Origin of the sequence: Rahnella sp. PAMC25617, assembly GCF_050606005.1 — a bacterium.
In the GTDB taxonomy this organism is placed as follows: Bacteria; Pseudomonadota; Gammaproteobacteria; order Enterobacterales; family Enterobacteriaceae; genus Rahnella; species Rahnella variigena.
Genome location: NZ_JBOCUM010000006.1, coordinates 79,449 through 99,973, shown reverse-complemented (window position 1 = coordinate 99,973; position 20,525 = coordinate 79,449). Strand labels below are relative to the sequence as shown.

The 20,525-nt window shown below is 53.4% G+C and carries 18 protein-coding genes and 1 CRISPR repeat array; of the genes, 11 read left to right on the top strand and 7 right to left on the bottom strand.

What is annotated here, in order from left to right; translation table 11 throughout:
- Positions 1-307 precede the first annotated feature (307 nt).
- The 7 genes from bglF to ACM615_RS06385 all read left to right on the top strand — a co-directional run bounded on the left by bglF (position 308) and on the right by ACM615_RS06385 (position 8,979).
- Positions 308-2,182 (top strand): PTS beta-glucoside transporter subunit IIABC, encoded by a 1,875-nt coding sequence (gene bglF, locus ACM615_RS06415; RefSeq protein ID WP_431011662.1) that lies wholly within the window; start codon positions 308-310, stop codon positions 2,180-2,182.
- Between the two features lie 22 nt (positions 2,183-2,204).
- Positions 2,205-3,602, top strand: a complete 1,398-nt coding sequence (locus tag ACM615_RS06410; RefSeq protein ID WP_132963882.1) for a glycoside hydrolase family 1 protein — start codon at positions 2,205-2,207, stop codon at positions 3,600-3,602.
- 122 nt (positions 3,603-3,724) lie between these two features.
- A complete protein-coding gene (locus ACM615_RS06405; protein WP_132963883.1) occupies positions 3,725-5,131 on the top strand; it encodes a carbohydrate porin in 1,407 nt (468 codons plus the stop codon).
- Between the two features lie 124 nt (positions 5,132-5,255).
- A complete protein-coding gene (gene bglG, locus ACM615_RS06400; protein WP_112288226.1) occupies positions 5,256-6,104 on the top strand; it encodes a transcriptional antiterminator BglG in 849 nt (282 codons plus the stop codon).
- Between the two features lie 231 nt (positions 6,105-6,335).
- The gene (gene ansP / locus ACM615_RS06395; protein WP_129638645.1) at positions 6,336-7,817 is read left to right on the top strand and encodes an L-asparagine permease; all 1,482 of its coding nucleotides are present in this window, start codon (positions 6,336-6,338) and stop codon (positions 7,815-7,817) included.
- A gap of 158 nt (positions 7,818-7,975) precedes the next feature.
- On the top strand, positions 7,976-8,173 hold the full coding sequence (locus ACM615_RS06390; protein WP_112288224.1) for a hypothetical protein: 198 nt from the start codon (positions 7,976-7,978) through the stop codon (positions 8,171-8,173).
- Positions 8,173-8,979 (top strand): hypothetical protein, encoded by an 807-nt coding sequence (locus ACM615_RS06385; protein ID WP_129638646.1) that lies wholly within the window; start codon positions 8,173-8,175, stop codon positions 8,977-8,979. Before ACM615_RS06390 ends, ACM615_RS06385 begins: the two co-directional genes overlap by 1 nt.
- Positions 8,980-8,999: 20 nt before the next feature.
- On the opposite strand, the gene ACM615_RS06380 is transcribed toward ACM615_RS06385, so the two are convergent.
- The gene (locus tag ACM615_RS06380; RefSeq protein WP_129638647.1) at positions 9,000-9,689 is read right to left on the bottom strand and encodes a fumarylacetoacetate hydrolase family protein; all 690 of its coding nucleotides are present in this window, start codon (positions 9,687-9,689) and stop codon (positions 9,000-9,002) included.
- Positions 9,690-9,781: 92 nt separating this feature from the next.
- Positions 9,782-10,576: an SDR family NAD(P)-dependent oxidoreductase gene (locus ACM615_RS06375; RefSeq protein WP_129638648.1), complete on the bottom strand. Its 795-nt coding sequence runs from the start codon at positions 10,574-10,576 to the stop codon at positions 9,782-9,784.
- 100 nt (positions 10,577-10,676) lie between these two features.
- On the opposite strand from ACM615_RS06375, the gene ACM615_RS06370 reads away from it, so the two are divergent.
- The 3 genes from ACM615_RS06370 (at position 10,677) to ACM615_RS06360 (ending at position 12,783) form a co-directional block, all read left to right on the top strand.
- Positions 10,677-11,123: a winged helix-turn-helix transcriptional regulator gene (locus tag ACM615_RS06370; protein ID WP_129638649.1), complete on the top strand. Its 447-nt coding sequence runs from the start codon at positions 10,677-10,679 to the stop codon at positions 11,121-11,123.
- A gap of 204 nt (positions 11,124-11,327) precedes the next feature.
- Positions 11,328-11,775: a CRISPR direct-repeat array (repeat unit 28 nt; unit sequence GTTCACTGCCGTACAGGCAGCTTAGAAA).
- 400 nt (positions 11,776-12,175) lie between these two features.
- Positions 12,176-12,568 carry a hypothetical protein gene (locus ACM615_RS06365; protein WP_431011661.1) on the top strand — a complete coding sequence of 131 codons (393 nt, stop codon included), beginning with the start codon at positions 12,176-12,178 and terminating at the stop codon, positions 12,566-12,568.
- Positions 12,565-12,783 (top strand): helix-turn-helix domain-containing protein, encoded by a 219-nt coding sequence (locus ACM615_RS06360; protein WP_120162682.1) that lies wholly within the window; start codon positions 12,565-12,567, stop codon positions 12,781-12,783. Before ACM615_RS06365 ends, ACM615_RS06360 begins: the two co-directional genes overlap by 4 nt.
- 168 nt (positions 12,784-12,951) lie before the next feature.
- On the opposite strand, the gene ACM615_RS06355 is transcribed toward ACM615_RS06360, so the two are convergent.
- From ACM615_RS06355 to ACM615_RS06335, 5 genes are read right to left on the bottom strand one after another with little or no spacing between them, the layout of a single operon-like run.
- The gene (locus ACM615_RS06355) at positions 12,952-14,979 is read right to left on the bottom strand and encodes a CocE/NonD family hydrolase (RefSeq protein ID WP_431011660.1); all 2,028 of its coding nucleotides are present in this window, start codon (positions 14,977-14,979) and stop codon (positions 12,952-12,954) included.
- A complete protein-coding gene (locus tag ACM615_RS06350) occupies positions 14,976-16,619 on the bottom strand; it encodes an ABC transporter ATP-binding protein (RefSeq protein WP_431011659.1) in 1,644 nt (547 codons plus the stop codon). The genes ACM615_RS06355 and ACM615_RS06350 overlap by 4 nt, the downstream gene beginning before the upstream one ends.
- Complete coding sequence (locus tag ACM615_RS06345; RefSeq protein ID WP_120162685.1) at positions 16,616-17,443, bottom strand: ABC transporter permease; 828 nt, start codon at positions 17,441-17,443, stop codon at positions 16,616-16,618. Before ACM615_RS06345 ends, ACM615_RS06350 begins: the two co-directional genes overlap by 4 nt.
- Positions 17,444-17,455: 12 nt before the next feature.
- Positions 17,456-18,403: an ABC transporter permease gene (locus ACM615_RS06340; protein WP_431011658.1), complete on the bottom strand. Its 948-nt coding sequence runs from the start codon at positions 18,401-18,403 to the stop codon at positions 17,456-17,458.
- A complete protein-coding gene (locus ACM615_RS06335; protein ID WP_431011657.1) occupies positions 18,403-19,986 on the bottom strand; it encodes an ABC transporter substrate-binding protein in 1,584 nt (527 codons plus the stop codon). The genes ACM615_RS06340 and ACM615_RS06335 overlap by 1 nt, the downstream gene beginning before the upstream one ends.
- Positions 19,987-20,204: 218 nt before the next feature.
- On the opposite strand from ACM615_RS06335, the gene ACM615_RS06330 reads away from it, so the two are divergent.
- Complete coding sequence (locus ACM615_RS06330; protein ID WP_013575058.1) at positions 20,205-20,486, top strand: CBU_0592 family membrane protein; 282 nt, start codon at positions 20,205-20,207, stop codon at positions 20,484-20,486.
- Positions 20,487-20,525 lie beyond the last annotated feature (39 nt).

The following is a 20,525-nucleotide window of genomic DNA, read 5'->3' as shown; positions in this document are numbered from 1 at the left end:
GAGCAGGATCAGATTGAGGCTGCTCCGGTCAGATGCCTGCTTTTAGCACGAAATCTGAAGCCGATCACAGTTTCATCATCCGGCGAATATTACGACTTGTTTCTGTCTGCGATTCGCCAGAGAATCCGTTTCAGAAAGCAGGATTGTTACTGTCTGACAGGCAAAACCTAAACTTCTCGTTTCTTCGTGTATGACGAAGAGACCGGACGTTTAGGTTTTTTTTTGGCCTGAATTCAGGGGCAGGCCGCCCCTTTGAAATACACCGGCAATGTCGTGCACGACGCCATTACTCTGATGAGATAACACCATGGAATACAGTACATTAGCCGATGAAATTCTCCGCGGAGTGGGCGGAAAGGATAACGTCAACAGCGTGGTGCATTGTGCCACCCGCTTACGTTTTAAATTAAAAGATACCAGTAAGGCCGACGCTGCCGGGCTAAAAGAAAACCCGGGTGTCATCATGGTTGTCGAGAGCGGCGGCCAGTTTCAGGTGGTGATCGGCAACCACGTCGGTGCGGTGTATGAAGCGCTGGTGAAAGGCAGTGCGCTTTCCGACAGCGGCGACGATGACAGCGGTGATAAGGGCAGTTTATTTGCCCGGGCGATTGACGTTATCTCCGGCATTTTTACCCCGTTTATCGGCATCATGGCCGCGTCGGGGATCCTGAAAGGTTTTCTGGCACTGGCGCTGGCGTGCGGCTGGATGGTGCCGGAAAGCGGTACCTATAAAGTCTGGTTCGCCGCCAGTGACGCCATGTTTTACTTCTTCCCGCTGGTGATCGGTTTCACTGCCGGTAAAAAATTCGGTGGTAACCCGTTCGTTACCATGATGATTGGCGGGGCAATGGTGCATCCGCTGATGATCGCCGCGTTTGAGGCACAGCAACCTGGTGCGCAGGGCGAGCATTTCTTCGGTATTCCGCTGGTCTTTATTAATTACGCCTCATCGGTGATCCCGGTGATCCTGGCTGCGTGGGTATCAAGCTGGCTGGAAAAACGGGCCATGAAAATCCTGCCTTCTGCGCTGCGTAACTTTATCACGCCGCTTATTTGCCTGATGGTCGTGGTGCCGCTGACCTTCCTGATTATCGGCCCCGTCGCCACCTGGGCCAGCCAGCAACTGGCTAACGGCTATCAGTTTGTGTATCACATCAGCCCGATGATTGCCGGTGCCTTTATGGGTGCACTGTGGCAGGTGTGTGTGATTTTCGGTCTGCACTGGGGGCTGGTGCCGCTGATGATCAACAACTTCAGTATTCTCGGTCACGACACCATGCTGCCGCTGTTATTGCCCGCCGTGATGGGGCAGGTCGGGGCAGTGATTGGCGTGATGCTGCGCGCCAGAGATGCACGAACGAAGGCGCTGGCGGGTTCAGCCATCAGCGCGGGGATTTTTGGGATTACGGAACCCGCGGTTTACGGCATCAATCTGCCGCGTCGGCGTCCGTTTATTTTCGGTTGCGCCGGTGGTGCACTGGGTGCGGCGGTCCTCGGGTATTTCCAGACCACGGCGTATTCCTTCGGATTCGCCAGCATCTTTACTTTCACGCAAATTATTCCGCCAACCGGCTTTGATAAAACGGTGACCGCCGCCATTGCCGGGACGCTGATTGCCCTGGTGTTTGCTGCGCTGGCAACTTACTTCTTCGGCATGAAAGAAGAAGCGGCAACGCCGGAAATCACCGAAAAGGCCAAAGCGGAGGCCGTTCAGGCGCCACGCGGAAAAACCCTGATTGCCAGCCCGATGACCGGTGCCTGTATCGCACTCGATCAGGTTAAAGACCCGACGTTCGCCAGTGGTTTGCTGGGCAAAGGCGTGGCGGTGGTGCCAGCAGTGGGGCGGGTTGTATCGCCGGTAAATGGTACCGTGGTTTCCCTGTTCAAAACCCATCACGCCATAGGGATTGAATCTGACGAGGGTGCAGAGATTCTGATCCACGTCGGCATCGATACGGTGAAGCTGGACGGCAAATTCTTTACGCCACGCATCGCGGTTGATGCGGTGGTGAAGCAGGGCGATTTGTTGCTGGAATTCGATATGCAAGGCATTTCCGATGCCGGCTATGACCTGACCACGCCCGTGCTGGTCACCAACAGCGATGACTATCTTGATGTCATTCCGGCAAGCGTTGGTCAGGACACCAGCGAACAAGCGCCATTACTCACTTTATTACGATAACGACCAGAGCCAGGAGGTTCACATGAACAAGCAATTCCCAGACAGTTTCTTATGGGGCGGCGCAGTCGCAGCCAATCAGGTGGAAGGTGCATATCTGACTGACGGTAAAGGCTTATCAACATCTGACCTGCAACCGCAAGGCGTTTTTGGTCCGGTGCAGGAACGTACTGAAGGCGATTTCGGCGTGAAAGATGTGGCGATTGATTTCTATCATCGTTATCCGGAGGACATGAAATTGTTCGCCGAAATGGGCTTCACCGTGCTGCGTACCTCAATTGCCTGGACGCGTATTTTCCCGCAGGGCGATGAATTGCAGCCAAACGAAGCCGGTCTGGCCTTTTATGACCGCCTGTTTGATGAAATGGCAAAATACGGGATTACACCGCTGGTGACGCTTTCTCACTATGAAATGCCGTATGGTATCGTGAAAAACCACGGTGGCTGGGGCAGTCGCGACACCATCGGTTTCTTTGAAAACTACGCCCGTACGGTGTTCAGCCGTTATAAAAATAAGGTGAAACACTGGCTGACGTTCAACGAAATCAACATGTCGCTACATGCGCCGTTCACCGGGGTCGGCTTGCCGGAAGACAGCAGCAAACAGGAAATTTATCAGGCCATTCATCATCAGCTGGTGGCCAGCGCCAGAGCGGTAAAAGCCTGCCACGAGATCATTCCTGACGGCAAAATCGGCAATATGCTGCTCGGCGGAATGTTGTATCCGCTGACCTGCAAACCGGCCGATATGATGGAAACCTTGCAGCAAAACCGCGACTGGTTATTCTTTGGCGATGTTCAGGTGCGCGGCGCTTATCCGGCATACATGAAGCGTTTCTTTAAAGATCGTGGCATGGAAATTAATATTACTGCTGAAGATAAAGCGGCACTGAAAGAAACGGTCGACTTTATTTCATTCAGTTATTATATGACCGGTTGTGTAACCACTGACGAAGAGCAAAATATTAAAGCGCGCGCCAATATATTAAATATGGTGCCTAACCCGCATCTGCAAAGTTCCGAATGGGGATGGCAGATTGATCCGGTAGGTTTGCGCTTTTTAATGAATGAACTTTATGATCGTTACCAGAAGCCATTATTTATTGTGGAAAACGGATTAGGTGCACGTGATAAAGTCGAAGCAGATGGCAGCATCAACGACGATTACCGCATTGAATATATCAATGACCATCTGGTTCAGGTACGTGAAGCCATTGAAGACGGTGTGGAAGTGATGGGCTACACCAGCTGGGGGCCGATTGATCTGGTCAGCGCCTCGAAAGCCGAGTTCTCCAAACGCTATGGTTATATCTACGTTGACCGTGATGACCAGGGGAATGGCACGCTGGAACGTCGCCGTAAGAAAAGCTTTTTCTGGTATAAAGAAGTGATCAATTCAAACGGCGCGGCTTTAAAATCCTGATCTGAACTTAACCTTTAATAATAAATAACTGATGCGGCTTATAAATTTATAAGCCGCCTGTCCGCCCTTGTATTGCCCAAAAAAATAATGATGATTTAAAATAATAAAACGGAAATATAAAGATGAAAATTTCTCAGACTTCTGCAACACCTACCTGTAAAGTTAAAAATAATAACCGGTTACTAAAAACCAGTGTTCTGGCGCTGTGTATTTCAATCACAGGTATTCATTCAGCACAGGCTGCGGATAACTGGAATGGTACGGTATTAGGTTTTGAAGCGCCCGGCGAAGGCATGTTCGGCGATATGCTGGGTATTCGCCCGATTATTGAAGACCATGGATTTCATTATCAGCTTGGTTATCTGAGCGAGTCGTCTTATAACGCAGGCGGCGGTTATAACCATGATAAACATCTGGCGTATATCGATCAGTTCTCGCTGACGTTTACCCAGGATCTGGAGATGTACACCGGTATTCCCGACGCGGCCATTGAAGGGAACATTGTTAACCGTAACCACGATGACAACCTGACGTCCAAACGTACGCAGGATCCGCGCGTCGGGTTTAACGATCTCGCCCAGGAAAGCTGGGGCGGACAGTCGATAACCCGTCTGGGCTGGCTGACATTTGGCCGTAGTTTCGATGACCGTAAACTGCACTGGCGCATCGGTATGATGAACAAGAATCAGGATTTCGATCAGATTATCCCGTGTGATTTCCAGCTGCTCAGCCAGTGTGGCGGTAAATCGGCTAACTCGATGACCTGGTATAACTGGAATAAACATTACTGGGGCACCACTTTCCAGTACAAGCTGACGCCAGAACTGACGCTGAAAACCGGTATTATGGAACAAAACCCCGATGCCTCTGACCGCAAATACGCCTGGAGCGGTTCGCTGAAAGGCGCACGCGGCATTCTGTTGCCGATGGAAGCCGAACTGAAAACCAAAGTGAATGGTTTGCCGGGCATTTATAACGTGGGTTTGCTGTATACCAACTCGCCGCAAACCGATTTATCGGAAGGGAAAACGCAGAGCGTGGGCGCAACAGATCCCGAAGGTTATCGCAAACACAGCAGCACCTGGTTTATGTATACCGGTTTCAACCAGCAGGTGACACAACGTGGCGACGATCCGAACCGTGGCATGAGCGTGTCATACAGCCTCGGGCTGGGGGATCAGCGCAGCAACGCCATTCATCATACGCAGGCTGCTTCCATGCGCTATCGCGGGTTGTTTGATGCGCGTCCTGACGACTGGCTGGGTTTTGGTATGACGTATATTAAAATGAGTAATCATTACCGCCAGAATCAGGAAAACCTGAATACGATTTATCAGGTGGATGATTACGGCAATCCGCTCTATACGCCGCTGTCCGGTCACTCGGTGAACGCCGATTTGTACTATCAGATAAAAGTCCGTTCGTGGCTGATTCTGCAACCGGATTTGCAGTACTGGTACCGTCCGGGCGGGGTGAAGGAAACGCAGGATGCGTGGGTGACAGGATTGAAAGCCATCGTCACGTTCTGAGTGCAAATTTTACGTCTGGCTGAGGATCGGATCTGGTAAAATTATCAGGCAGATCCAAAGACTGCGGCAGACAAAACCTGACCATCCATTCGGACGGTCGGGTTTTTCTTTTCAGGGAATAACAATGAAAATCGCCAAAATACTCAATAATAACGTGGTGGTGGTTGTCAACGATCAGCAGCGGGAACAGGTCGTCATGGGCCGCGGGCTGGCGTTTATGAAGAAAACCGGAGACGAACTCGATGACAGTAAAATCGAAAAAATCTTCGCATTACAAAGCGACGAACTGGTCGCGCATCTGACAGAACTGCTCTCGCATATTCCGATGGAAGTCATGACCACCTGCGACCAGATCATCACGCTGGCGCGCGGACGGCTGGGGAAATTGCAGGAAAATTTATACATTGCGCTCACTGACCACTGTAACTTCGCCATTGAGCGACAGAAAAAAGGCGTGCCGATCAGCAACGCGTTACTGTGGGAAACCCGCCGCCTTTATCCTAAAGAGTATGCGCTGGGACTGGAGGCGCTGGAGATTATCCATGCGCGCCTGGGTGTGCGCCTTCCGGTGGATGAAGCCGGGTTTATCGCACTGCATCTGGTAAACGCTCAGCTTAATGGTGAAATGCCGGAAGTGGCGCAAATCACCCGCGTGATGCAGGAAATCCTCAATCTGGTGAAATACCAGCTGCGTATCGAATATGACGAAGAATCGCTGAGTTATCAGCGTTTCGTCACCCATCTGAAATTCTTCGCACAGCGCATGCTCAGCCGCACTGTTGTCGCGGATGACGACATGACCCTGCATGTGGCCGTGAAAGAGAACTATCCGCAAGCCTGGCAGTGTTCGGAGAAAATCGGCGATTACCTTGCCGCCCAATATCAGCGGGATCTGACGACGGAAGAGATCATGTATCTGTCGATCAACATTGAGCGGGTGAGAAAAGAATGTTCGCCTAAAGAAACCCCGTAACCGCACGCATGCGCAAAATTCGTTGCGCGAAATATGACTGTTCACAATTTTTTATGACGGTTTTTTTTGCCACGGTTAATGAGAAAAGGTAGCATCCTTCGCCGTTATTGCACCAAAACAGTTCCGGCTAAAAAAACTACAGTGGGTAAACCCCATAAACGTTGAGGCTTGCAATCGTTTGCTTGCAGCACCCGACGTCAGGTGAAGGTTATTTTTGGAGAACAAGATCGAATGAAGTCTCATAAAAAATCGGCAGAGGCGAAGCACGCGGCGAAAAGACGCTGGCTGGACTCGCACGAACACGGGTATCACAAAAGTATGGGCAATCGTCAGGTTCAGATGATTGCCATTGGTGGTTCTATCGGCACCGGTTTATTTCTCGGCGCGGGCGCGCGTTTACAGATGGCTGGCCCGGCGCTGGCAATCGTGTATGCGGTGTGTGGTATTTTCTCATTCTTTATTTTACGTGCGCTGGGTGAACTGGTTTTACACCGTCCGACCAGCGGCAGTTTCGTCTCTTATGCCCGCGAGTTCCTGGGCGAAAAAGCCTCTTACGTTGCAGGCTGGATGTACTTCCTCAACTGGGCGATGACCGGCATTGTCGATATCACCGCAGTGGCTCTTTACATGCACTATTGGGGAACCTTCGGTGATGTCCCGCAATGGATGTTTGCGCTGGGCGCGCTGGCGATTGTCGCCACCATGAACATGATCGGCGTGAAGTGGTTCGCTGAGATGGAATTCTGGTTTGCGCTGATCAAAGTCGCGGCGATTGCCCTGTTCCTGGTTGTCGGCGTGGTGTTCCTCGGCACCGGCAAACAGCTGGACGGCAATACCACCGGTTTCCATCTGATCACCGATAACGGCGGTATTTTCCCGCACGGGTTGTTACCGGCGCTGGTTCTGGTGCAGGGCGTGGTCTTCGCGTTCGCGGCCATCGAACTGGTCGGTACGGCGGCAGGTGAAACCAAAGATCCTGAGAAAGTGCTGCCGAAAGCCATCAACAGCGTGATCTGGCGTATCGCATTATTCTACGTCGGTTCCGTGGTGCTGCTGGTTCTGCTGTTACCTTGGAATGCGTATCAGGCGGGGCAAAGCCCGTTTGTGACCTTCTTCAGCAAGCTGGGCGTGCCTTACATCGGCACGATCATGAACATCGTGGTACTGACTGCGGCGCTGTCGAGTCTGAACTCCGGCTTGTATTCCACCGGTCGTATTCTGCGTTCCCTGTCGATGGGCGGTTCTGCGCCGAAATTCATGTCGAAGATGAGCGCACAGCAGGTGCCTTACGCCGGTATTCTGGTCACTGTGGGTATTTATGTCATCGGCGTGGTACTTAACTACTACGTGCCATCGCAGGTATTTGAAATTGTCCTGAACGTCGCGTCACTCGGCATCCTCAGTTCATGGGCTTTCATCATCGTATGTCAGATGAAACTGCGTAAGGCTATCAAAGAAGGCCGTGCGAAAGACGTCTCCTTCAAAATGCCGTGGGCACCGGTCACCTCGTGGCTGACGCTGGCATTTCTGGCGGGCGTGCTGATACTGATGGCGTTTGACTATCCGAACGGCACTTACACCGTGGCGACGATTCCGGTACTGATTATCCTGCTGGTTCTGGGCTGGATTGGTCTGCGCAAGCGTGCGGCGGAAGTCCATGCTGAGCAGGCCGCTCACGAAGAAGCACATCACGAAAGTCTGGATGCGAAGTAATTAATTTACTTCAGAGATTTTCAGCAAAGGGCTGCCGCAAGGTGGCCCTTTTTGTTACATGCAGCACTAAAAATGTTGTTGCCTGTAAAAAATCCGAAAGCGTGAAAGTATCTCTCATCTTTGACTAGGCTTACTCTTTAGTTAAAAGAGGCAAACCTATGTTTAAGATTATGTTACAGATTTTCTCCAGCCCGGAAAAATTCCTCGGGCTGTTCAGTGCAGCAGACATGGAAGATACGATTGAGGAGGGTGAGCGTATTTTGATTGATGAAAACGGTACCGCCTCGGTGAATCCGGCAAATCAGGATATGCGTGAAGACTTCGACCGCCACGTCAAACGCATGAGCGTGCTGTAATGGCGACAGCGGTTTTCATGGTGTTAATGGTTTGCGGGTACTGGTACACCACCCGCGACATCTCATCGCGCTTCAAACTCAAACGTACCTTCGGCTGGGACGTCTATTTTCTGGTGGCGTTATACGGCTGCATTTTTGTCCTGCAGGGTGTGCTGGTGATTGCGCTGGTTTATATGGCGCTGTGGGGAATTTCAGAAGTCGTTAACTGGCTGCCTGCTATCCCGCATTTGCATCAGGATGTGCATTACCACAGAGATTTCATTAACTGGAGTTTCTTAGGCATTCAGGCGCCGGTCGTCATCATGCTCGGTGTTTCCGTGATGCTGTGTCTGGTGCGCACCACCTGGTCGCCGGGCTTGCGGCTCAATACTGCCGGACGCAAACAGTTGTACAAACAGCTCACCCGCGCCAACGGTGTGGAAGGGCTTTTGTATCAGTGCATGGAAGAGGGCGATATGGTGTTTATCACCTTACAGTCGCGGCGCGTCTATATTGGCATGGTGCATACCGCGCGATGTGAAACCAGTTCGTCGGACAATGTGGTGGTGATCCCGATGGTCAGCGGGTATCGCGATAAAGATACACTGGAGCTGCGCGTCGAGCATAACTATGCCCGTTATTATCAGGAACACGGCATTACGCCGGTATCGGATCCGGTGAATGCGCTGAAATTTCGCAAAGTGATTTTACTCAGTCAGATTGAAACGCTGTCGCTTTTCGACCCTTCAAGCGCCTGTGCATTTGAGAAGTTAATCCCGATTATCGAGGAAGAGAATCAGAGAAAAATCGGAGAGAAGGACGCCTGAAGCCAGACGTCCTGAATGAATCACACGATGGTGAAGCTGAAATCGCTCAGGCCTTCGATACCACCGGTAATCACATCACCGCGCACCACAGCGCCAACGCCTGCCGGTGTGCCGGTGTAAATCAGATCGCCAGGTTTAAGTTCAACGGCCTGCGACAGATAACTGATGACATCCGCCACCTGCCAGATCTGATCACGTAAATCACCGCGCTGACGTTTTTCACCGTTCACATCCAGCCAGATTTTACCGCTGGCAGGATGACCGGTCTGACTGACGGGCAGCAGCGGGTTGGCCGGTGCGGAATCATCAAAACCTTTGGCGAAATCCCACGGACGACCTTGCTTCTTGGCCTGCGCCTGAATATCGCGCCGGGTCAGATCCACGCCGACGGTATAACCCCAGACATGCGACAGCGCATCTTCAGCCGTGATATTTTTGCCACCTTTGGCAATCGCGACAACCAGTTCCACTTCGTAATGCAGATCTTCGGTCAGTGTCGGATAAGGCACGTTACCGCTGGCAGGGATAACGGCATCAGCGGGTTTGCCAAAGAAGAACGGCGGCTCGCGATCCGGATCATGACCCATTTCGCGGGCGTGCTCGGAATAGTTACGGCCAACGCAGTAAACGCGGCGCAATGGAAAACGGGCGCTCTGGCCTTCGACGGCGAGAGACGGAACTTCGGGTGCAGCAATTACATATTCGGTCATCGTATTCACTTCACAAAGTTGTCGAATTAACATATTTGCAAAGCGAATCAATATTGACCAGTAAATTTATGTTACTGGTCAATGTCTCACTGTCAGGCTTTGTAACGTGGTGCCGCGTGAGCTTGCAGGAAGTTCGGCACCATCGCGCCGCGCAGGGCATCAAAGTCGTCCCACTGTTTTTCGTCCTGCAATGGCGGAATAGTGATTTTTTCTTTGCGGTCGAAGCCCAGCAAGGCAGCATCCACCAGTTCACCGACTTCCATTACCCCTGGTACTTCATCAATATTTTTACCCGAACGTTCCCAGATTTCTGTACGCGTTGCGGCAGGTAATACGGCCTGAACGTACAAACCGCGCTCTGCCATTTCAAATTGCAGCGTCTGGCTGAAGGTCAGCACAAAAGCTTTCGTCGCGGAATACACAGCAGATTGCAGCTCCGGCGTCAGCGCCATTACCGAGGCGATATTAATAATCGCGCCGTCTTTATGCTTGATCAGACCATCAAACGCCACGCGGGAAAGGCGTGCCACCGAGGTAACGTTCAGGGTGATCAGATTCTCGATGGCATCGGCATCACTGTTCTCAAAACCGGCTTTGAGTGACGCCCCTGCGTTATTGATCAGCAGGGAAATTTGCGGCGTCGCGCGGATAAAATCTTCGACCCGTGACAGATCTTCGCTGCGGGTTAAGTCTGCGGGTAACACAGTCACTTTTACGCCGGTGTCCTGTTGCAGCTTTTCAGCCAGCGCATTCAGGCGCTGTGCATCACGGGCCACAAGAATAAGATCATAGCCGCGTTTAGCGAGACGATCGGCGTATGTCGCACCAATACCGGTGGATGCGCCGGTGATTAACGCCAAAGACTGAGAACGAATGGAATCTGACATGAGAACCTCTGGGTTGATTAAGTGGTTTAATAATGAAACCAGATGATTTTTAGCACTGGTAGTTTTATAATGCAACCAGATTCTTTAAGCAGGAGGTGCCATGAAACGAACACGTCTGGAAAACACGCCTTGTCCGGCTGGCCGCGCATTGGATCTCATTGGTGACTGGTGGACGCTGCTGATTGTCCGCGACGCCATGCGTGGCATTTCGCGTTTCAGCGAGTTCCAGCGCAGTCTGGGTGCTGCAAAAAACATTCTCAGCGCACGCCTGAAAGCGCTGGTGGCCGAAGGCATTTTGAAAATTGAACCGGCGGCCGATGGCTCGGCGTATCAGGATTACGTGCTGACCGAAAAGGGGCTGGCGCTGCAACCGGTGCTGGTCGCGCTGGGGCAGTGGGGAAGTGAATACCTGTTTGAGGAAGGCGAAGCCTGTACGCAGCTTGTGGACAGTGAAAACCGCCAGCCACTGCGCAAACTGGAAATCCGAGCGCAGGACGGACGGGTGCTGGAGAGCCGGGATATTACGGCGATCATTCCTGAGATTTAAAATTTGAACTCGATCCGCTCCCTCACCTGCGAAGGGGAGGGCTGGGGTGGGGTATTAATGGCATCTCAGTCACAACCCTTTTTTTCGAGCTGTCTCTAACTCTTTGATTTTAATAAAACACACGAGCCGCACAAAAAAGAGGGTATTTCTGCCAAAACAGGGATAATTTCTTGCAGTTCAAAGCATAAACATTAAAACTCAACAGTTCACTGCCGTACAGGCAGCTTAGAAAATTCCCGAACAGGCGCGCACCATGCTCTTCCGGTTCACTGCCGTACAGGCAGCTTAGAAATGAATCGATCGGGCCGCTCGCTAACCAGTGCGGTTCACTGCCGTACAGGCAGCTTAGAAAAACCATATAGACGGTTACATTACCGGTGGCGGGTTCACTGCCGTACAGGCAGCTTAGAAATCCAGTTTCTGGAAGTTGGCACCGGCGAAAAGGTTCACTGCCGTACAGGCAGCTTAGAAACAGAATCGGAATGCCTTCACTGCGCATCTGACGTTCACTGCCGTATAGGCAGCTTAGAAACTGTATTGTTATAAATCAGCATCGTGCCGTTAGTTCACTGCCGTACAGGCAGCTTAGAAATTACCTCGGCAACCAGCTGGAACCATATTACGGTTCACTGCCGTACAGGCAGCTTAGAAATCAGGGTAACCTTGCCGCGTTCGGCGTATCCGGTTCACTGCCGTACAGGCAGCCGCGTGCAACTCACTGCAAACCATAAAAACTCTCTGGAAGCAGTATCTCATCCCAGCATTTTGCCCATTTTCTATGTGTGGATATCCAGTTATTGTCTGCTCGCTGCGGCAAAATCCGCAGTCAGGCTTAGGAACCTGTGCACAAAGGTGGCACGTTCATTGTGTCGGCGCTTAGTCTCAACTTTATAAAGTAGTTTCAATACTGCATTATGACGTTCTGGTGACTCAGGCGGGGCAGCTTTTTGGCTGGTCGGTAACCTTTGGCCGATTCCTAACCTTGTCTGAGTTACCACCCGCGGGCTTAGGAACTCCGGTGGTAGCTGTTGTTACCTAAAGGAGAATTTGTGATGGAAATACGAACCAACGAAACATCCCCCGATTCATGGACGCTCACCGATCGCTGTCGTTTGCTGGCAAATGCGCTGGTGAATCCGCAAAATAGAGCCGCGCAGGATCAGCTGTGCATGATGCTGCACAACCAGCTCGAAATTCTTGAAGTGGCGCTATCGGAGCCGATTCCCGAACATCGCAAGAATTTAGGTATCCCGGAAGATGATGGTTTATTTGATTACGCCGACTCTGAACCTGATGAATTATGCGATCAGTGCATGGCGCTGAACTTCACGCTAATGACGCTGCATGACCGAAAAATAAAAGAAATCATCGCGTATATCTTGTGGGAACGGTTCGAGATGCTGCGCTGCTCGCTGTATTCCTCATCTGAGGAGCTTGCCGCATGAACAAAGACTGGCATCAGGCTGACATTATTGCGGCAATAAAAAAGAAGGGCACCACGATGGCGGCGGTTTCACGCCGCGCTGGTTTAAGCTCATCGACGCTCTCGAATGCGTTAATCCGTAAATGGCCGAAAGGTGAAAGGTTGATAGCGGAAGCCATCGGCGTAAAAGCCGAAACCATCTGGCCGAGCCGTTACACCGAAATTAAATACAACTAAGATCGGCTCCCTCCCCTGCGAAGGGGAGGGTTGGGGTGGGGTATTAAAGCGAAATCAATAAGTTGAAGTTTTCTCACACGAGGTGTCAGTCCTTAAAACCCCCTCCCAACCTCCCCCTTCGCAGGTGGAGGAGCAAGGTAAAACCACAGTTTGCGGGAGTAAAAAACCTTACCTCGCAATCCTCTCGTGCCAGTATTTGGTGAACTCTTCCTCGCCGTTCAGGCTGACCACCATATCGCCGCTGACGATAAAGTGCGTCAGGTCGCTGCGCAGTTCGAGGGTGATTTCAGCTTCCATCCACCAGCCTTCACGTCCCATTTTCATGCTCTGCGTCAGCAGATAACGGGCGGAAAGCGGATCGCTGTTGCTGACCGTCAGTTCCCGGCGCAGATTATGATCGACCGTCGTGTCGATATCATCGAAGCGGTAAACGCCTTCACCGAAAACGCCACCCACGCCGTTGGTCACGCTGGTCCAGCTGTCGGTGAGGAAATCGTAAGTGATGTTGCGATCCACGCGCCCCGGCGACAGCAAGGTTTGCGGCGTCAGCGGCGCGCTTTGCGGTTCTTTGATCGGACCTGCAATTGAAACCGGCTGCTCACACACCGGCAGGCTGAGCTGCGCGCTGTGCAAATCTAACGTCAGCGTCGCCGCTTCTGCCATCGGCCAGATCATCGGCCAGAAGGTGGTCGCCAGCGAGATACGCATCCGGTGACAGGTAGCAAAACGGTGCGCGATACCATCGAGTTGTACCGGTACTTTGACTTTCTGACCGGGGAGCAGCGGTACAGATTTGTCGTGACCTTGCAGATGGGAAAGGTTCAGCCAGCCGTGGGTGACGCGGTGTACTGAGCCGTCCGGCGCAACGTCTGACAGCCGGACGTACAGCATCGCCGCCGGTTTATCGCTGCTCAGTTCGACGGTAAATTCGGGGAAACCGAAAATGGTCAGCGGTTCGGCCAGCGGTTCGCCGTCGAAGATTTCTGCCATGCCGTCATCGACACGCTGGTCCGGCGGCATTTCACCGGGCACGCCTGCGCCCATCCATTCACCTGCCATCAGACCGTGATTCTGCGGCGAACAGATATTGATTACGCCCGCGTCAGCGTCGGGCTGGGTATTGAGCTGTCCGCGTGTCAGCCAGCGCGGGCTGTGATTGATATTGCTGGCGGTGCCGCGATCAAACCCCACCCATTCGCCACGACTGACCGGACGCATCGCCGATGGCGGCTGGCTGTCCTGCAACCAGGTCTGGATCATCGGGCCTTCCATCGCGCCGTTGTCTGCGCCTTTCAGCCAGTGATCCCACCAGCGCACGGCTTCCTGTAAGAAGCCAATCGCCGGTTCCGGCGTGCCGTCCTGCGGATAGATATGTGCCCACGGGCCGAGAATGGCGCGGCGCGGAACCTGCAAATTATCCATCAGACGGAATACGGCATTGCTGTAAGCGTCTGCCCAGCCGCCGATCGCCATCACCGGACACTGAATGGCAGACCAGTCTTCGCACACGGAACCGTGCTGCCAGTACGCATCGCGCAGCGGATGTTCCATCCACAGCGCCGGGAAGAACGGCATGTTTTCCAGACGGTTCAGCCAGTCTTTGTACCAGTTATCGCCGACCAGCGCAGGATCGGAAGGGCGGCTCTGGTACGCCAGCATAATGCCGCCCCACCAGAGGTTATCATTGAGCAGGCAGCCGCCTTTGTAATGAATATCGTCGCGGTAACGGTCATCCGTTGAACAAACCGTGATGATGGCTTTCAGCGCGGCGGGTCGGCGGGCGGCAACCTGCAAACCGTTAAATCCGCCCCAGGATTTCCCCATCATGCCGACGTTGCCGCTGCACCAGGGTTGTCCGGTGATCCACTGAATGACTTCCAGTGCGTCATCCTGTTCCTGCAACAGATATTCGTCGGCCAGCAATCCGTCGGATTCGCCGCTGCCGCGCATATCCACACGTACGACTGCGTAGCCATTTCCGGCGAAAAAGCCGTGCATCGGTTCATCGCGGGTGCGTGTGCCGTCGCGTTTGCGGTAGGGAATGTATTCGAGAATAGCCGGCACCGGCTGGCGCTCGGCGTCATCCGGCAGCCATAAACGTGCGGCGAGACGCGTGCCGTCGCTCAGCGGGATCCACAGATGTTCGGTCACGGTGACGGCGTGAGGGAATTCGGTCACGATGCGTTTGGTGCTCATAAGACTCCTGTCGAAGGAATGGCTGCCGCAGGAAGCGCCGTGCCACGCAGGGCGAGAACCTCGTCCAGCCAGCTGGTGCGCATCTCCGGTACGGAGGTCAGCAGTTTTTCGGTATAGCTGTGCATTGGCGCGCTGAAGACCACGTCGGTATCGCCGCTGGCGACCACCTGACCCTGATACATCACCGCTACCTGATGGGCGATACGTTTTACCGTGCCCAGATCATGGGTGATAAACAGATACGACAGACCGAGTTGTTTCTGTAAGCGGCGCAGCAGATTCAGCACTTCTTCTGCCACCAGCGGATCCAGCGCTGAGGTGGCTTCATCGCAGATGATCAGTTCCGGCTGTGCAGCCAGTGCGCGGGCGATACAGACGCGCTGCTTCTGCCCGCCGGACAGTTCACCGGGACGACGGTCGATCAGTTTGACCGGCAGTTCAGTCAGGCGCAGTAATTCTTCTACACGTTCGCGAACCTGCTTTTTGTTCATGCCAAAGTAAAAGGTCAGCGGGCGTCCGATGATGTCCAGCAGCGTCTGGCGCGGATTGAGCGCCACGTCAGGTAACTGATAAATCATCTGCATACGGCGCAGCGTTTCTTTATTGCGCTGGTGAAAATTGTGCGAAAGCGACACGCCGTCGAAATCCACCGTGCCTTCAGTGTCGGGCAGCAATCCGACCAGCGCCCGTGCCAGCGTGCTTTTCCCGCTGCCGGATTCGCCGATAATCGCCAGCGTTTTGCCGCGCGGCAGTTGCAGGCTGACATCGTTTACCACGCGTTTACCATTGTAGCCGGTACTCAGTTTACGCATCGTCAGCAGCGGCTGTCCGGCAGTTTCATGGCCTTCTGCCAGCGGCGTCAGTGCCTGTTCGCGCTCCGCAACCAGCCTGCGGGTATATTCCTGCTGCGGATTTTCCAGAATGGTTTGCGTGTCGCCGGTTTCCACTTCTTTGCCGTGACGCAGCACCATAATCCGGTCGGCAAGCTGGGCGACAACGGCCAGATCGTGGGTGATATACAGCGCGGCGGTGTTGAATTCGCGCACCAGTTTGCGCAGCATCACCAGCACTTCAATCTGCGTGGTGACGTCCAGCGCGGTGGTTGGCTCATCCATGATCAGCAAATCGGGTTTACAGGACATCGCCATTGCAGCCATTGCGCGCTGGAGCTGTCCGCCGGAAAGCTGATGCGGATAGCGTTTACCGATGTTTTCCGGATCCGGCAAATCCAGCGAGCGGAACAGTGAAATCGCCCACTGACGACTCTCTTCTTTGTTCATCAGACCGTGGCGAATGGGGCCTTCGCAGACCTGTTTTTCGATGGTCAGCGCCGGGTTAAACGAGGCGGCTGCGCTTTGTGCCACATATGCCACGCGCCTGCCGCGCCATTCACGCTTTACGCTGGAAGGCTGAGAAACAATGTCAGTGCCATCCAAAAAGACTTCGCCACCGGCAATCCGGCAGCCCTGTCGCGCATAGCCTAACGCTGCCAGACCAATAGTGGATTTGCCCGCACCGGATTCGCCAATCAGGCCGAGCACTTCACCCGCCGACAGCTTCAGGGAAATATCCTGCACCAGCGGTGATCCGTCGAGGGTGTCGATGCGCAGCCCGCGCATTTCTAAAATCGTGCGTGTCATGCTTCATCTCCATGCGGCAGGCTGTTACGCGCCAGCAGCCAGTCGACCACCAGATTGACGCCAATCGTCAGCAGGGCAATCGCCGCCGCCGGATACAACGGCGCGAACTGACCAAAGTTTATCGCCTGCGCATTGTCGCGCACCATGCTGCCCCAGTCGGCATAAGGCGGCTGAATGCCCAGACCTAAGAAGCTTAAGCCAGCGATAAACAGGAAGGTAAAGCAGAAACGCATACCAAACTCTGCCAGCAGCGGTGGCAGGGCGTTGGGCAGAATTTCTTTGAACAGCACCCAGCGTAAGCCTTCACCTCGCAGACGGGCCGCTTCGACGTATTCCTGACAGACAATTGCCTGCGCTACCAGCCTTGCCAGACGAAACACGCGTGTGGCATCGAGCAGGGCGATGGTCAGTACCAGCACCGGAATGGACGTACCCATAACGGACAGCACGATCAGCGCGAAAATCAGCACCGGAATCGACATCACGGTATCAACGATGCGTGAGAGCACCACATCGACCCATTTACCGTAAATCGCCGCCGTAAAGCCGGTGACGATGCCGATGATAAATGAACTGAAAGTGATGGTCAGCGCGATAGCAATGGTGGTGCGCGCACCGAACAGAATGCGGGAAAGCATGTCGCGCCCGAGACTGTCAGTACCGAACGGCGTGGCGGCGGAAGGCAGCAGCCAGATATCGCCGACCTGTTCGGTTTCGCTGTGCGGAGCGAGCCATGGCGCAAAAATAGCCGCCAGCAGGTTCACCGCAATAATCACAATACCAATCCAGGCCGAGAGCGGGATGTTAATGAAATATCGGTTCATGAGTTCCCTCTTTTAGCGCGCATGGCGCAGGCGTGGATTGCACCAGATCGCCAGTAAGTCGGCGGTGGTGTTGAGGAAAATATAGGTGCCGCCAAACAGCAGACCGCAGGCCTGAACCACCGGCAGATCGCGCTTGGTTACCGCGTCCACCATGTATTGCCCGATGCCCGGATAGACAAACACCACTTCCACCAGGATCACACCGACCACCAGATATGCGAGGTTAAATGCCACCACGTTGATGATGGGGGCAAGGGCGTTTGGCAGGGCGTGAGAAACCACAATGCGCCAGCGGGGAATGCCCTTTAGCACGGCGCTTTCGATATACGGGCTGGACATGACTGCCGTCACCGAGGCACGCGTCATGCGCAGCATGTGCGCCAGTACCACCAGCGTCAGGGTGAGCATCGGCAGGGTGCAGACGTAAAGACGGTCAATAAACGACGAACTGCTGTCGACCATCGCCAGACTGGGGAACCACGTCAGGCGGATGGCAAAAGCAATCACCAGAATGTAACCGACGAAGAACTCCGGCACCGAAATGCTGATAAGCGTCAGCGTATTTGCCAGCCGGTCAAAAACAGAACCGCGCCATATTGCCGACGCGATACCCAGACCTACCGCCAGCGGAATGGCGATCACTGCCGCGTATCCGGCGAGGAACAAGGTGTTAGCCAGACGCGGCAGCAGTTCGTCACTGATGGCGCGCCCGTTCGCCAGTGAATGCCCTAAGTCGCCGTGCATAATACCCGCCAGCCAGTGCAGGTAGCGCAGCACCGACGGTTCATCCAGCCCCAGTTGCAGGCGCAACGCGGCAACGGTTTCAGGCGTGGCACTCTGACCTAAAATGGCCGTGGCGACATCACCGGGCAGCATTTCCGTGCCGATAAAAATCAGCACAGAAACCAGCCACAGCGTGATAATGCCCAACAGAACCCGCTGTAAAATCCGTTTTTTCATCATGCCTCCAGCCAGACGCGCTCTGCCAGACGACCACCCATAAAGTTGAACATCGGGTGCGGCTTGATACCGCCGACTTTTTTACTGGCGGCGTCGAGATAATCGCCAAACAGCGGGATCATCGCGCCGCCGTTATCGCGCACAATACTTTGCAGTTCGCCATAGATTTCCGCACGTTTGCCTTCATCAAGCAGTGAACGGGCCTGCAACAGCAGGGCATCAAATTTCTCATCTTTCCAGTGCGTGTCGTTCCATTTGGCGGTGGACTGATAAGCGGTGGAGAACATCTGATCAGCCGTCGGACGTCCGCCCCAGTAACCCATGCTGAACGGCGCTTTCATCCACACATCGTCCCAGTAGCTGTCGGCAGGCTGGCGCTTGATGTTGACCTGAATGCCGCCTTTCTGCGCCTGTCCCTGGAACAGGGCGGCAGCATCGAGCGCACCGGCAAAGGCGGCGTCAGAGGAAGACAGCTCGATCTTGAGATCCGTCAGACCGGCCTTTTTCAGATAGAACTGTGATTTATCCGGATCGTAAACGCGCTGTTCCAGACTGTGGTTGAAGAAGCGGTCGGTTTTCGGGATCGGATGATCGTTACCCAGCGAACCGTAGCCACGCAGTACCGTGTCGAGGATCTTCTGACGGTCGATACCGTGTTTAATCGCCATGCGCACGTCGTTGTTGTTGTACGGTGCGACGCTGCAATCCATCAGGAAGGTGAAGTGCTGGCCGCCGGAAGAACGCACAATGTTGAGCGCCGGGCTGCGTTTGAGGAAATCGACAGTTTTAAAATCGACGCGGTTAATCGCGTGAACCTGACCAGAAATCAGGGCGTTGGTACGTGCAGTCGGGTCGTTGATGACCAGCACTTCTACGGCATCGACAAAGGCGCGATCCGGTTTCCAGTAGTTCGGGTTGCGCTTGAACAGCGAACGCACGCCCGGTTCGTACTGGTCAAAGACATAACCGCCGGTACCAATCGGGTGCGACCAGTCGGTGAAGCCGTCCGGAACCACGACCAGATGGTAATCCGCCAGCAGATACGGCAGGTCGGCGTTACCGCTGTCGAGGGTAATGAGGATCTGGTTATTGCCCTGTTTAGTCAGGCCGGTAATCGGTGCCAGCTGGCTTTTGATGGCACTTTTTGATTTGTCGCCGCGATGCAGGTTGATGGAGTAGAGAATGTCATCGGCATCGAGTTTTTTGCCGTTATGGAAAGTCACGCCATCGCGAACGGCAAACACCCATTCGGCGGCACCCGGTTTGGCTTCCCAGGCGGACAACAGTTCCGGCGTGGCTTTGTTATTTTCATCAATTTCCACTAGACCGTTCATCAGCATATATGCCTGATTTAAGGGCACCCAGTCGCTGAATAATGTCGGGTCGAGCGTATCGCTGGTATTTCCCCCTGACATACCCAGTTTTAATACGCCGCCTTTTTTCGGTTCCGCCGCAAAAGCAGAGAACGGTGAAAAACCTAAGGCACTGGTAATACCCACAGCGGAAGCGCTGGTAATAAAGCCGCGACGGCTAAGTTGTGCATCCTGCATTAATTTCGTCAAAGGGGAATTATTATCTTTCATTAATTATCTCCATAGTACGTGCTGGAATTTTATAGGTGCAGGCGAAATACCCCGGGTGTGTCTAATTGGCGCAATGGATTGCCTTGATGATTTATATCAAAACCCCCTGTTGAACTTGCATGAGAATTTATCATGAGGGTATGCGAAAAATGCGCGGCAGAACACCCTGAAAAGCTTTATTTTTCCAGCTAATCACTATGAGGAAAGGAAAGGGACCCGTGGAACTGCATACGGTTGTCGGCTTAATTGGCGTGTTTTGCTACCTTCTGGCTTATGCGCTGGTTCAGATGCGCAGGCTAGCGGTTGATGCTAACAGTTACGCCTATCTTAATATAATCGGCGGTGTGTTTGGCCTGTATTCGTTAAGCCATGATTTTAACCTTGCATCCTGTATTTCACAGTCATGCTGGCTGTTGTTTACATTAATTGGTATGAATTCTGCGAGAAAACGCAGATATCTGGAGAAAAATAAAATCCCGCCGGCTGATGTCAATTCATAATATTTTATTATGATGTCGGATTATTATTATTTTTTATAA

What these genes read in the sequence shown, in the direction of transcription:
- ACM615_RS06355 (WP_431011660.1), bottom strand. Translation starts at nt 14,979, where the DNA reads ATGAGCACCAAACGCATCGTGACCGAATTCCCTCACGCCGTCACCGTG.
- bglG (WP_112288226.1), top strand. Translation starts at nt 5,256, where the DNA reads ATGAAAATCGCCAAAATACTCAATAATAACGTGGTGGTGGTTGTCAAC.
- ACM615_RS06380 (WP_129638647.1), bottom strand. Translation starts at nt 9,689, where the DNA reads ATGACCGAATATGTAATTGCTGCACCCGAAGTTCCGTCTCTCGCCGTC.
- ACM615_RS06375 (WP_129638648.1), bottom strand. Translation starts at nt 10,576, where the DNA reads ATGTCAGATTCCATTCGTTCTCAGTCTTTGGCGTTAATCACCGGCGCA.
- ACM615_RS06365 (WP_431011661.1), top strand. Translation starts at nt 12,176, where the DNA reads ATGGAAATACGAACCAACGAAACATCCCCCGATTCATGGACGCTCACC.
- ACM615_RS06385 (WP_129638646.1), top strand. Translation starts at nt 8,173, where the DNA reads ATGGCGACAGCGGTTTTCATGGTGTTAATGGTTTGCGGGTACTGGTAC.
- ACM615_RS06335 (WP_431011657.1), bottom strand. Translation starts at nt 19,986, where the DNA reads ATGAAAGATAATAATTCCCCTTTGACGAAATTAATGCAGGATGCACAA.
- ACM615_RS06410 (WP_132963882.1), top strand. Translation starts at nt 2,205, where the DNA reads ATGAACAAGCAATTCCCAGACAGTTTCTTATGGGGCGGCGCAGTCGCA.
- ACM615_RS06360 (WP_120162682.1), top strand. Translation starts at nt 12,565, where the DNA reads ATGAACAAAGACTGGCATCAGGCTGACATTATTGCGGCAATAAAAAAG.
- ACM615_RS06390 (WP_112288224.1), top strand. Translation starts at nt 7,976, where the DNA reads ATGTTTAAGATTATGTTACAGATTTTCTCCAGCCCGGAAAAATTCCTC.
- ansP (WP_129638645.1), top strand. Translation starts at nt 6,336, where the DNA reads ATGAAGTCTCATAAAAAATCGGCAGAGGCGAAGCACGCGGCGAAAAGA.
- ACM615_RS06340 (WP_431011658.1), bottom strand. Translation starts at nt 18,403, where the DNA reads ATGAAAAAACGGATTTTACAGCGGGTTCTGTTGGGCATTATCACGCTG.
- ACM615_RS06350 (WP_431011659.1), bottom strand. Translation starts at nt 16,619, where the DNA reads ATGACACGCACGATTTTAGAAATGCGCGGGCTGCGCATCGACACCCTC.
- bglF (WP_431011662.1), top strand. Translation starts at nt 308, where the DNA reads ATGGAATACAGTACATTAGCCGATGAAATTCTCCGCGGAGTGGGCGGA.
- ACM615_RS06405 (WP_132963883.1), top strand. Translation starts at nt 3,725, where the DNA reads ATGAAAATTTCTCAGACTTCTGCAACACCTACCTGTAAAGTTAAAAAT.
- ACM615_RS06370 (WP_129638649.1), top strand. Translation starts at nt 10,677, where the DNA reads ATGAAACGAACACGTCTGGAAAACACGCCTTGTCCGGCTGGCCGCGCA.
- ACM615_RS06345 (WP_120162685.1), bottom strand. Translation starts at nt 17,443, where the DNA reads ATGAACCGATATTTCATTAACATCCCGCTCTCGGCCTGGATTGGTATT.